The following is a 13194-nucleotide window of genomic DNA, read 5'->3' as shown; positions in this document are numbered from 1 at the left end:
TAATTTCCAGATTTTTATTGAAGATAATTTAGTTCAATACTACTCCTCATTGTGTCATGTCGATAATAATATACATCCTTCAAAGTTTCTGTAAAGAGGTAAGTGACTAATATAGAACCCCACAGATTTTGAGGTCTGTGGGGCTTTATTCAGCTAATATGGCTTTTAGATTATATGTTTAATCTACAAGTTTTGTTGTTCCCAGCCGCCGCCCAGAGCTTTATAAGCATTCACCTGCGCATTTAATTGGTTCTGTTTGATCTCTATAAGCTCAAGTCTGGATTCCAGTGCTTCCCGTTGTGTTAGTAACACTTCAAGATAATCTGCACGGGCAGAACGAAAAAGGCTATTGGAAATTTCTATAGATCGGTTTAACCTTTCTACTTCCTGAGATTTTTTTTCAAAACTCTGTGCATAGTTATCAAAGGCCGATAGCTGGTTTTTCACTTCCAGGTAAGCAGATAAAATAGTTTGTTCATAATTAAAAACCGCCTGTAGCTGTTTCGCATTTGCGGTCTTATAGGCTGCTTTTATAGCATTTCTGTTCAGTAAAGGAGCCATAACCTCGCCAGCAAGATTGTATAGTACAGATTCAGGATTTATTAAATAAGCGGCGTCAAATGCTTCAAAACCTGCCTCTGCTTCAATTCTAAAAGATGGATAAAAATCTGCTCTGGCAACTTTCACGTCCAGTTTGGCAGCTTCCAGTTGCATTTCAGCTTGCCGGATATCCGGCCGGTTCTTCAGTAATTCTGAAGGGATTCCCGTAGCTAGTCTTTCCATGTCCATAGTCATTAAAATTCCAGAATTTCTTTGAATTTCCTGAGAAAACCTACCGGTCAGAAAATTCAGGTTATTTTCAGTTTCAGTTATTTGCTGCTGAACCTGATACTGAAGGTTTTGAGTGTTCAATAACTGGGCTTCAAAACGGTTCACCGCTAACTGGGTGACCCTCGCCGCTTCTTTCTGCTGTTTTACAATGCGTAACGCATCTTCCTGGATTTCAGTGTAATTATTAATGATTTCCAAGATATTGTCCAGGGCCATAAGTTCATAGTACGAGTTTGCTACTTCAGCAATTATCTGGGTTATCAGGAAATTCTTTCCTTCTACACTTGCAAGGTATTTACTTACCGCTGCTTTTTTACTGTTGCGCAATTTGTTCCAGATATCGATTTCCCAGGAAGCATAGGCTCCTACCATGTAGTCTGGAAGAGGTTCGGGAATCGCCTGTCCGTCTTTAATGTGCAACGCTTTATCTACCGCACCGTGGCGGGTATATTCGCCATCTTTTTCTATTCCGGCTGCTCCTCTCAGCCCCAGAAAAGGAAGGTATTCTCCCTTTTTAGCTGTGATTTCATAGCTATCTATTTCGACGTCCTGAAGTGTAATATTCAGCTCCTTATTATTGTCCAGAGCCTGGTCAATTAATATTGCCAGTTTTGGATCATTAAAATATTCTTTCCAATCTAAGAGGGCAATACCGGCAGAATCCGGCAAGTAATTATAACTTGCAGGAACTGTTGTGTCTACAGATCTCACCGTAGATTTTGATACATTACAACTATATAAGAAGAACAATGCCAAAACCATTACTGCTAAATGATAACTTTTGTTTCTAGTCATCTTGATTATTTTTTTTCTTTAGGTATTTCTTTATTCTTTTGAAGAGGGACTCATTCGACCAGTTTTCTACAAAGTCCTCACTTAATGGATTTTCATCCTCGTCTCTAATCAGGTGTTTACCTTCAGCCATTTTTCCGAATATGTAATAAAGTCCGGGTACAATAAGAACCCCGAAGACGGTTCCAAACAACATTCCACCAAGGGCAGAGCCTCCTATTGTGCGACTACTTATAGCGCCTGCGCCCGTAGCCATAACCAGCGGGATCAGACCTGCCATAAAAGCAAAGGATGTCATGAGAATTGGTCTAAAACGCACTTTGGCACCTTCTATCGCAGCGTCAAGCACTGTAAAGCCCTGATGATGTTTCTGAATGGCAAATTCTACAATTAAAACGGCGTTTTTACCCAGGAGTCCCACCAGCATAATAAGTCCTATCTGGGCATAAATATCATTAGCAAGACCCATTGTCTTTAATACTAAAAAAGAACCGAAAACGCCCATAGGCAAAGAGAGGATCACCGCCAACGGAATAAGAAAGCTCTCGTATTGGGCTGCAAGTACCAGGTAAACAAATATAAGCACTACAATAAATATATAAACAGCTTCATTCCCACGGTTTGCTTCATCGTAGGAGAGACCTTCCCAGGCAATATCATATCCTTGCGGCAAGTGGTCTTCAGCAACTTCCTGGATGGCTTTAATAGCGTCGCCACTTGTATATCCCTTTGCGGCAGCTCCTTTTATAGCCGAAGATGTATAGAGGTTAAAGCGGGTGATTTCATTTGGTCCCTGCTTCTTTTCCATTTTCATAAATGCGGAATAAGGGACCATTTCACCTTCTTCATTTTTAACGAACAAATTCATAATGTCTGAAGGGAGCCTCCTGTATTCCGGAGCAGATTGGGTGTAGACTTTAAAGAAGTTGCCAAACCTGGTAAATCCCTGCTCGTAGGTACTCCCAATTAAGACATCCAGGTTTTCCATGGCCTTGCCTATGGAAACACCTTTTTGCATAGCCAGTTCATTATCAATTATTAATTCGTACTGAGGGTAATTGGCCGCAAAAAAGGTAAAAAGGCCTGTAAGTTCTTTTCTCTCCTTTAGTGCTTCCATAAACTCGTTGTTCACCCTCTGAAATTCCTGATAGTCTACCGTGCTGTTCTTATCCAGCATTCGCAGGGAAAAACCATCTGAAGCACCGTAGCCTGGAACTGCCGGAGGTTCAAAATACTCTATTACCGCTCCAAGATCTGCTGTCTTTTCTTCCAGTTCTTCCATTATTTCCTTAACAGAATGCCTCCTGTTGTTCCAGTCTTCCAGGTTAATTAAACAAGTCCCGGCGTTGGATCCTCTACCTTCTGTTAAGATCTCATAACCTGCCAGGGAGGAAACAGATTTAATTCCTTCTACTTCTTCTGCAATTTCCTGTAATTCACGGGAAACCTGATTTGTTCTTTCCAAAGTAGAACCAGGCGGTGTCTGGATAATGGCATAGATCATTCCCTGATCTTCATTGGGAATAAACCCGGTAGGCAACGTGTCGTTGACCATAAATATCCCAAACCCAAAAGCAATAAGAATTCCAAAGGTGAGTAACCTTCTGTTAACAATTAAAGTCAGGAGACGGGCGTATTTTCCGGTTAGGCCATCAAATTTTCGATTAAACCAATCCAGGAATTTGTCTACCGGAGATTTTTTGCGTTTTTTTCCATGGTTGTTTTTCAGGATCATTGCGCACAAAACAGGGGTGAGGGTAAGGGCCACAATTCCTGAAAGTACAATAGAACTGGCCATTGTAATGGAAAACTGGCGGTAGAAAACGCCTACAGGTCCTGTCATAAATGCCACCGGTACAAACACCGCAGTCATTATTAAGGTAATGGCTATAATAGCACCGCTTATTTCGCCCAATACTTTTTTTACGGCCTTGTACGGAGACAGATTTTCTTCTTCCATTTTGGCGTGCACAGCTTCTACTACCACAATGGCATCATCTACCACAATTCCTATGGCCAGCACCAGCGCAAAGAGGGTGATGAGGTTAATTGTTAACCCGAATAGCTGCATAAAAATGAATGCGCCAATTAAGGAAACCGGAACTGCAATAGCAGGAATGAGCGTAGACCGTAAATCTCCAAGAATCAGGAATACTACAAGCGCCACCAGGATAAAGGCTTCTACAAGGGTATGGATAACTTTATCTACAGAAGCATTTACCAGTTTGGAAACATCATAATTAATTTCATAATCCATACCTGGAGGAAAGTCATCTTCCATTTCTTTAAGCTTCTCCTTTACTTCCTCAATAACCTTGCTGGCGTTACTGCCCACGTTTTGCTTGAGTACCATAGAAGCAGCAGGGTAACCGTCTTTGTTGGAATAAATGTCAAAGAATTCACTGCCAAGTTCTACTTCTGCAACTTCTTTTAGTTTTAAACTTTCTCCTTCGGCATTGGCCTTTATAATAATTTCTTCATATTGTTCAGGCTTATTGAACCTGCCGGAATAGGTTAATACATATTCCAGGGATTGTGCTGTTTTACCCGAACTTTGCCCTAGTCGTCCCGGCCTTCCAATCACACTTTGTTCATCTATGGCATGTAGAACTTCTTCTGTAGAAATGTTGTAGGCGCGCATCCTGTCGGGTTTAAGCCAAACACGCATGGCGTATTGACGGCTTCCCAGTATCTGCGCTCTCCCCATTCCTTTTACACGTTGTAATTCCGGAAGGATATGGCTGTTGGCATAATTGTACAAAAACTTTTCATCTGCGTTTTTATCCTTGCTGTAGAGGTTTACGTACATGAGCATGCTGGGCTGGATAGGCGTAATAATAACCCCTTCCCGCTGTACCAGGGGAGGCAGGTTATTCATTACCTGATCTACCCGGGTTTTTACATTAACCACTGCATCATTAGGATCGGTTCCTGGTTCAAAAACAACCTGAATCGTAGCTTCCCCTGCACTCGTGGCATCAGAAATAATATACTGCATCCCGTTCACACCGTTAATGGCACGTTCTAACGGAATTAAGGTTGAATTCACCAACACATCGGCGCTGGAACCGGGATAAGCTATAAAGAGATTTACCCTTGGAGGGGCAATTTCGGGAAATTGGGAAATGGGGCGCATGTTAATGGCCAGTAACCCCAGGAATATTATTGCAATAGATATAGCTATGGCAAGAACCGGCCTTTGAATAAATTTACTAAACATCTTATTTTATTTAGAGTGAAACTTTATTCAGCGTGAAGCCGGTTTAATTCTGTCTGTACCCTTTTCTGGTCGATAAGCTCATATTTAATTTTCTGGTCTTTTTTTACTTTTCTTAAACCTTCCACCAGAATTTTATCATTAACATTAAGCCCTTTATTGACCGCATAGAGGTGGGGGATTTCTCTTTCTACAGTGATCTCCCTTTGTGTTACCCTATCGTCTTTGTCGATTACAAAAACATACTTTCTGTCCAGAACTTCAAACGTTGCTTTTTGCGGAATAAACAAGGCGTCTTTAATTTCTGTTGGTAATAGAATGTTACCTGTCTCCCCATGCCTCAGGATTTTATTTTCATTGGGAAAGGTAGCTCTGAAGGCGATATTTCCTGTTTCCCTGTTAAAATCTGCTTCAATAGTTTCAATGGTCCCTTTATTTTTAAAGGTCTTCCCATTGGCCATTTCCAGATTTACCTGCGGCATATTCTTTAAAAAATTTTCTGAAACAAGATCCAGGTATTCTGCTTCAGGCACGTTGAAGTAAGCCCAGATCTGGCTGTTGTCTGCGAGAGTGGTGAGCAACTCACCTTCGTCCAGGAGGCTTCCCAGCCGAACATGGAATCTCCCCATAATTCCGTCAAAAGGAGCTTTAATTTTTGTGAAGTCCAGGTGGGCCTTTGCAAGTTTTAAGTGAGCATTCGCTTTATCCAATTCGGCCCTGGAAAGGGCAAATTCATTCTGGGAAACGATATTACTGTCTGCCAGGCTTTTGGTGTTCTGAAATTCGAGTTGGGCAAGGTTAGATTCGGCTAAAGCTCTATCCATTTCGGCCTGATAAATGGTAGGCATAACCTCAAACATTAACTGGCCTTTTTTGACCGGCTGACCTTCGTCTATGTGGATCTTTTTTAAATAGCCTTTTTCCATGGCCCTCAGTTCTATATGTTGTATAGCTTCCAGCCGTCCCACATATTGATTAAATATGACAGTATCTTTTTTTACAGGTTTTGTTACTAAATAAGTGGTTTCTTCTTGCACGTGATGTGTCTCGTGTTGGCAGGCGCTGGCAATTGTAAGCCCGGCCATGCCGAGGAGAAATAATATCCTCTTCATAAGATTATAAGTTTTTAAAATTGAAAATAGGGGATGAGTGGCCTCTTGAAAATGCGTAGTGCAAATTCAGGGCACGTCAATTAGATTCCGTACAAATGATGAGTAGGGAATTCAGTATAAATTCGATTTTTAGCTTATAAATCCTTTCCAGCAGTGGTAAAGAATAATGAAGGAAATCCTGCTGCGGTTATGCACTTCAAGATCCACGCAGGATGCCTGATTGTGTGAAAGATTATTCTGAATCCTTACAAGATGAGAATCACTTCCTGAAGAAGTTGGATAAGAAAAATCCCGATAAGAATCCTTAGGGTTAGAATCTTGAGAAACTTCCTCTTCGCTCGTTTCTAAGGTAAGGTGAAATAGCGGAAAACCGCTATCTTCTGAATCCTGAGAGAAAAGAGCATTTTTCTGATAATTAAAATCGGCCTCTTCATTAAGAAGAAAGGAACTGTTTTGCCCCCAAACCATTAACAGTCCTAAAATAAAGAAGGACAAACCAAAAATGTTGGTTGAACCTGTCTTAGAAGCTATAGTATGTGTGGGATATTTATTCAATGCTCATTTTGAGGCTGCAAATTTACATAGAAAATTTTAGTATATGCATTATGAGGGGAGAAATTGAATTTATTGGAAACTGAAACTTTTCATTCAGCCTTACAGGAAAACAGGAAGATCACCTGACTTACCAGAAGCATTATTTTTTTCTTCAGAAATTAAGCACATGCTCAAAATGGCAAATATCGGCCTTTAGTTCACTTGGTGAGGAAAAGATAGCCTTGCTCGGGGAAAAGTAGCCGATTTAGAAACAAATTCCATTGTAAAGTAGAGTAATAGGCTCAAATTTAAGAAGTAAACCGGAGTTCAGGATTTTTATGTCGTATCCTTGCTTATTTTAGTGATATTTGCCGATGATATTTCCAATTTTTAGCGTAAAATGTCTGTTTTTCGTGCCAGAAATGCTTTCAGAAGTTTCAAATTATGCATTAACTTAAACCCTTTCTAAGAATATATATATGCTACAAGAGCTTAACGATGCTTACGGGTTTATTTTTGAAAAGGAACTACTTCAGGAAATAGCCAAAAGCGGCGTCTTAAAAACTGTCAGGGAAGGTGAGGTTATTATGGATATTGGCGATTATATCACCTCCATGCCCTTACTTCTGGAGGGGGCGATAAAAATCCTTAGGGAAGATAAAGAAGGCAGTGAATTACTACTTTATTTCTTAGAGCGCGGCGATACCTGTGCGCTCACTCTTTCCTGCTGCCTTGGCCAGACCCAAAGTGAGATAAGGGCAGTAGCCGAAAGGGATACAAAATTTATTATGGTTCCCATTGGAAAGATTGAGGAATGGACCACCAGGTTTAAAAGCTGGAGGAATTTTGTTTTTGAAAGTTACCAATCCAGGCTATCAGAAATGCTTGAAACCATAGATACCCTGGCATTTATGAATATGGACCAGCGCGTGCTACGTTACCTTCAGGACAAAGCCAAAATTAATCAGTCTCAGGAACTACAGGTTACCCATCAACAGATTGCGTATGATTTAAACACTTCGCGCGTGGTGATCTCAAGATTGTTAAAAAGACTGGAAATGGAGAAGAAAATCCTTCTACAACGCAATTTTATAGTTGTTCATGAGCTTTAAGCTATAGCTCTGTAACTTTTGTTACTGCGCAGAGAGAGGGAAGAGGTTACTTTTGCGTAAAATTAAATGGAAAGTTTTGGAAGTAATTGATCTCTTAGGATACGTTGGTGCTTTAGTAATAGGAATTGTTTTAGGTCTCATTGGTGGTGGTGGTTCCATTTTAACAGTGCCCGTGCTGGTTTACCTGCTATCCATAAACCCAGTTACTGCAACAGCATATTCTCTTTTTATAGTAGGGGCGTCCTCCCTGGTAGGAGCAATAAATAATATGAAGAAGAAACTGGTGGATTTTCGCACTGCCACTGTCTTCGCCATTCCGGCATTTATTGCTGTGTACAGCACCCGCAAATTTTTAGTTCCTGCAATTCCCAAACACCTGTTTTCTCTGTGGGGCTTTGAAGTGACCAAAAATATTGGGATCATGCTATTTTTCGCCCTTATCATGGTTGTGGCTTCTATTTCGATGATAAAGGAAAATGGAAAGGGAGAATTACAGGAAGTAAAAGTTAAGTATAACTACCCGTTAATTATTATAGAGGGGATTGTGGTTGGAATGCTTACCGGAATAGTAGGTGCGGGTGGCGGATTTCTGATCATTCCGGCACTTGTGCTCCTGGCAAAACTACCTATGAAGAAGGCTGTTGCAACTTCCCTGCTCATTATAGCCGCTAAATCTCTTATTGGATTTATTGGTGATGTACAAAACCTGGAAATAGACTGGATGTTCCTTTTGGTTTTTACCGGACTTTCAATTGCCGGGATTTTTTTTGGAGGCTACCTAAACAAATTTATAGATGGCGGAAAACTGAAAAAAGGCTTTGGCTGGTTTGTGCTTGTAATGGGAATTTACATCATTTGGGAAGAACTTTTCTAATATTTTTACTATTCAGAATCATTGTTGTCCGGTAGAACTTTTACTAAAAATTGAAAAGTCCCATGGATACAACCATCTGAAGCTGTTGCTGTCTTTTCAGGCTTGCTTTTGAAATTCTTTCCATCTTATTTATTTTAGAACGAGCCACTGAAAAGTTGTGATGATCACCAGTTAGTTACGATCAAATCTTTATTCTTGTTTCTTGCAGCGAAGCGATCTTTGGTCTTTAACCGGGCACTACTAATTTAGAATTTATTCCGAAGTCTAAACTCATGCGTGTTATTTGTGTAAGATCTGAAGGTTTAAATAAAATCTGGTAGTTAATGTTTTTAAGATGGCTTAAGCTGCTAACCAGAAGTAATAGAAAAACAGGGAAGATCAAATTGTGTAACAAATGTTACTGCACAATGCGATTTAGGAAAGTACTTTTGTATAAGTAAAGATTAAGTTGAAATGATCGAAAGTCATTTCTAAAGTATAAAGTAATTGAACCAAAATGAAAATAGAACAATTTAAAGACGAACCATTAGCACATTACTCCTATGCTATTGTAAGTGAAGGAAAAATGGCTCTGATTGACCCAAGCCGTAATCCTAAACAATATTATAAGTTTGCTGAAGAACATAACGCAAAGATCGTAGCGGTTTTTGAAACACACCCTCACGCCGATTTTGTGAGCGGACATTTACAGATTCACAGGGAGACAGGTGCCACTATTTATGTTAGCGAAAAGGTGGGAGTAAATTACCCTCATGAACCTTTTGATGAGGGACAGAGCCTGAAAATTGGCAAAATTAGTATTCGTCCGTTGCACACTCCTGGGCATTCCCCAGATAGCCTAACCTTTGTTGCCGAAGAAGACGGTGAGATCGCATTATTTACCGGTGATACGTTATTTATTGGGAACGTAGGCCGCCCCGATCTTCGTGAAAAAGCAGGAAATATGAAAGCAAAACGGGTAGAACTCGCCAAAGCAATGTACAATACCATACAGACTAAATTTAACGATCTCCCAGATGAAGCTCTTGTTTACCCTGCTCACGGTGCAGGATCCTTATGTGGAAAGAACATGAGCGATTCTCCTTCCAGTACTTTAAGAGACGAAAGAATGGGCAACTGGGCTTTTAAAGAACAGACTGAAGAGGAATTTGTAGAAGAGATCCTCAAGGACCAACCTTTTATTCCTTCTTACTTCAAATTTAATGTAGATATAAACCGCGATGGAGCAGGAAACGTTCAGCAGGAAAAATATCGGGTACCTTTAAAAATAGCTGTAAATGAAGTTGAGGCAGGAATAACTGTAGTAGATGTTAGAGATGAAAATGATTATAAAGAAGGACATCTTCCTGATAGCATCAACATCATGTCGAGAACTGAAGGTGACAAATATGAGACATGGCTGGGAGCCATTGTTGAACCGAATGAACCTTTCTACCTGGCAGTAAATTCTGTAGAAGATATTGATGAGTTACTGGAAAGAACGGCCAAGATTGGTTATGAAAAACAAATGAAAGGAGTAATCACTTTAAGTAATGAGGTTTTCAGAAAGTCTGATGAATTTGATCTGGAAAACTTTAAAAGCAACAAAAATAATTACACTATTGTCGATATAAGAAATGAAAGTGAGTTGGCAGAAGGTAAGATCTTTGAGGATGCCATAGGAATTCCGTTAAACGAACTAAGGGATCGCGCAGATGAGCTTCCGAAAGGCAAACCTTTTGTAGTGCACTGTGCCGGCGGATACCGTTCTGCGGCCGGAAGCAGTATCCTGGAGAATAAATTCAACGACCAAAAGGTTTTTGACCTTAGCGAAGCAATTCAGGATTTTAAGTAAGAAGTAATTATCAATAAGTAGCAGGCTGTTGTAATAAAAAACGGTCTTAATGAGAAAAAGAAAAATATGGATTGGATATTAGAACCCTGGCCCTGGTATGTTTCGGGACCTCTTATAGCAGGTATTATGTTTATGCTGCTGTTTGGAGGTAAAACCTTCGGAATGTCTTCTAACCTGCGTACCATGTGTACTATTGGAGGAGCCGGAAAAAAAGCAGACTTTTTTAATTTCGACTGGAAGAGTCAGCGATGGAACTTGGTAGTGGTAGTTGGTGCCATAATTGGCGGATTTATAGCTGCCAACTTTTTAAGCACCGATACGGCCGTAAAAATTAATCCAGACACGGTGACAACTTTGGAGAGCCTCGGATTTTCCAGTGCAGGAGAGGCTTATCTTCCAGATGAGCTTTTTGCCACAGCCGCTTTGGCTGATCCTAAGTCCCTGTTTATTTTACTTATTGGCGGACTTTTAATCGGTTTTGGAGCGAGGTACGCCGGTGGATGTACTTCGGGACACGCCATCTCCGGCCTCAGTAACCTTCAACTACCTTCACTTATTGCAGTTGTAGGGTTTTTTGTGGGTGGACTTGTTATGATCCACCTGTTGTTTCCTTTAATTTTTTAACAGATATGAAATATTTAAAATTCTTACTTATAGGGATCATTTTTGGAATTGTAATGTTTAAAAGTGAAGCCGCATCCTGGTTTCGCATTTATGAAATGTTCCGGTTTCAGTCCTTCCACATGTATGGGATTATAGGTTCTGCACTGGCACTTGGGGTGTTGGGGATTTACCTTATTAAGAAATATCAACTAAAATCCATAGATGGCGAACCCATTAAATTTACACCAAAGAATAAAAGCTTTAGCCGGTATATGTATGGCGGAATTATTTTTGGATTGGGATGGGCGCTTGCAGGATCGTGTCCGGGGCCCATTTATACATTAATTGGAGCGGGATATGTCTCCATTTTGGTCGTGTTATTTGGAGCCTTGTTGGGAACTTTTCTCTACGGAATTCTTCGTGATAAGTTACCGCACTAAGACATGATTTTTAGCTTTTCTCTTTATGATAAAACCAGTTTTTAATCCTGAATCATTAGTTAGTACTTATGACTATAACCTTAAAATTGTTATCTTGACCACTTAAACCGTCAGACTTTCAATTTTAAATTGAATCTGTCTTAAATTAAGAATTAATCTCAGGTTTATTTATAAAGCTACTATATATGAAGAGAAATCAACTTTTAAGTGCAATTACCTTTATGGTGATCGTTATTATTTTAATAGCAGGATGTTCATCTGCCAAACAGAACAAAACAAGTGAAATGGCTTCCCGCGGAAAAATGGATCCATGGGAAAAAGGAGCTGCTGAAACAGGGAAATACCGCAATGTGTTCCTGGATGCCGGCTATTCCCAGGAAGCAATCGACGCAAAACTGGAAAAAGCTTATTACGACCTTTTTGAGGGGCCGGACCGGGTGTATTTTGAAGTAAACGATTCCATGGCGTATGTTTCTGATATTAAAAACGAAGATGCGAGAACAGAAGGCCTTTCTTACGGAATGATGGTGGCTGTTCAGCTTGATAAAAAAGAAGTTTTCGATAAACTCTGGCGTTGGACAAAAGCAAATATGCAACACCAGGGCGGTCCGCGTGATGCTTATTTCGCCTGGAGTGTAGATCCCATTACCGGTAAACATAATGCCGAAGGTTCGGCCTCAGATGGTGAACTTTATTTTGTGACAGATCTTTTATTTGCATCAAACCGCTGGGGGAACAATACTGGCATCGATTATTATGCTGAAGCAAAAAGGATACTGGATGCGATGTATAGCAAAGACGGTACTATGGGAGTTAAAAATGTAATTAATACAGAGCACAAGATGATTAATTTTGTGCCTGATGTAAATGGTTACGACTGGACAGATCCTTCTTATCACCTGCCCGCGTTTTACGAAGTTTGGGCAGAATATGCCAATGACGGCCGCGAGGAATTATACCGGGAATATGCAGATACTGCCCGCGCTTTTCTTCATCGTGCCACTCATCCCGTCACGGCCTTAACACCAGATTATTCCGAGTTTAGCGGGGAGCCGCATAGCCGCGGAAAAATGGGTGATGCATTTAGATACGATTCCTGGCGTGTACCTATGAATATTGCGATGGATTATAGCTGGTACGCAAAAGATAAGGAGTGGCAAAAGGATTATGCACGGCGTTTTCAGAATTTCCTGTATGAGCAGGGAATGGATACTTACGTAGATCAATATAACATAGATGGAACAACTCCGGACTGGATCCTGCCTGCGGGAGGTTACCAGAAGTTAAGACATTCGCTGGGATTAGTCTCTACCGCGGCGACTACTGCTATTATGAGTCCCCAGGAGAAAAGTCGGGAATTTGTAGATGCGGTCTGGAATGCCAAACTTGAGCCTTATCCAGACGAATATTTTGATCCTTATTTTGACGGACTAATGTATCTCTTCAGTTTGATGCACCTAAGCGGAAATTATCAAATTATTACTCCGGAAATGAATTAAGAAGCAGGTACAGTGTGAATACAAAATCATCAGGAGGAGCAAATTAGCGTTTGCTCCTCTATTTTTTTCTGAAATTTTTAAAATTGAGCTGAATTTTAGCCATTTGCAATTATTTCGGTCGATAATTACCAAATTTGAAGGCTGTCCTTCTACCTATTTTCTTCGGAAGAAGAGGTTTACACCGCAAAAAATAAAAAAGTAGCTGATTTTAATCTATTTCCTGAATTTAAGCTGAAATAATCTGCATTTTTTGGCCTTTCTGAGGAATAAAGATCGAAAATTGGCAAATTCCGGGCTTGACTTTTTTCTTTTCTTCAGAAAAAGAGGTTGTAAATAACATATCCGT

General features: G+C 40.2%; 10 protein-coding genes. 6 read left to right on the top strand and 4 right to left on the bottom strand.

Features of this window, described 5'->3' with window-relative positions; genetic code table 11:
- Window positions 1-183 precede the first annotated feature (183 nt).
- The 4 genes from RM529_RS13690 to RM529_RS13675 form a co-directional block, all read right to left on the bottom strand.
- Window positions 184-1626, bottom strand: a complete 1443-nt coding sequence (locus RM529_RS13690) for a TolC family protein (RefSeq protein WP_311485343.1) — start codon at window positions 1624-1626, stop codon at window positions 184-186.
- On the bottom strand, window positions 1619-4843 hold the full coding sequence (locus RM529_RS13685; RefSeq protein WP_311485342.1) for an efflux RND transporter permease subunit: 3225 nt from the start codon (window positions 4841-4843) through the stop codon (window positions 1619-1621). The genes RM529_RS13690 and RM529_RS13685 overlap by 8 nt, the downstream gene beginning before the upstream one ends.
- Window positions 4844-4866: 23 nt before the next feature.
- Window positions 4867-5952: an efflux RND transporter periplasmic adaptor subunit gene (locus tag RM529_RS13680; RefSeq protein ID WP_311485341.1), complete on the bottom strand. Its 1086-nt coding sequence runs from the start codon at window positions 5950-5952 to the stop codon at window positions 4867-4869.
- Window positions 5953-6081: 129 nt separating this feature from the next.
- Window positions 6082-6507 (bottom strand): hypothetical protein, encoded by a 426-nt coding sequence (locus RM529_RS13675; RefSeq protein ID WP_311485340.1) that lies wholly within the window; start codon window positions 6505-6507, stop codon window positions 6082-6084.
- A gap of 458 nt (window positions 6508-6965) precedes the next feature.
- On the opposite strand from RM529_RS13675, the gene RM529_RS13670 reads away from it, so the two are divergent.
- The 6 genes from RM529_RS13670 to RM529_RS13645 all read left to right on the top strand — a co-directional run bounded on the left by RM529_RS13670 (window position 6966) and on the right by RM529_RS13645 (window position 12848).
- The gene (locus RM529_RS13670; RefSeq protein ID WP_311485339.1) at window positions 6966-7598 is read left to right on the top strand and encodes a Crp/Fnr family transcriptional regulator; all 633 of its coding nucleotides are present in this window, start codon (window positions 6966-6968) and stop codon (window positions 7596-7598) included.
- A gap of 76 nt (window positions 7599-7674) precedes the next feature.
- A complete protein-coding gene (locus RM529_RS13665) occupies window positions 7675-8472 on the top strand; it encodes a sulfite exporter TauE/SafE family protein (protein ID WP_311485338.1) in 798 nt (265 codons plus the stop codon).
- 496 nt (window positions 8473-8968) lie between these two features.
- Window positions 8969-10306 carry an MBL fold metallo-hydrolase gene (locus RM529_RS13660; protein ID WP_311485337.1) on the top strand — a complete coding sequence of 446 codons (1338 nt, stop codon included), beginning with the start codon at window positions 8969-8971 and terminating at the stop codon, window positions 10304-10306.
- A 66-nt stretch (window positions 10307-10372) separates the two neighbouring features.
- A complete protein-coding gene (locus RM529_RS13655) occupies window positions 10373-10930 on the top strand; it encodes a YeeE/YedE family protein (protein WP_311485336.1) in 558 nt (185 codons plus the stop codon).
- A 5-nt stretch (window positions 10931-10935) separates the two neighbouring features.
- Window positions 10936-11349, top strand: coding sequence for a DUF6691 family protein (locus RM529_RS13650; protein ID WP_311485335.1), 414 nt, complete (start codon window positions 10936-10938; stop codon window positions 11347-11349).
- Window positions 11350-11534: 185 nt separating this feature from the next.
- Window positions 11535-12848 (top strand): family 8 glycosyl hydrolase, encoded by a 1314-nt coding sequence (locus RM529_RS13645; RefSeq protein ID WP_311485334.1) that lies wholly within the window; start codon window positions 11535-11537, stop codon window positions 12846-12848.
- Window positions 12849-13194: the final 346 nt, after the last annotated feature.

Origin of the sequence: Autumnicola edwardsiae (assembly GCF_031846505.1) — a bacterium.
GTDB classification, from domain to species: Bacteria; Bacteroidota; Bacteroidia; order Flavobacteriales; family Flavobacteriaceae; genus Autumnicola; species Autumnicola edwardsiae.
This window is presented reverse-complemented; position numbering and strand designations above follow the sequence as displayed.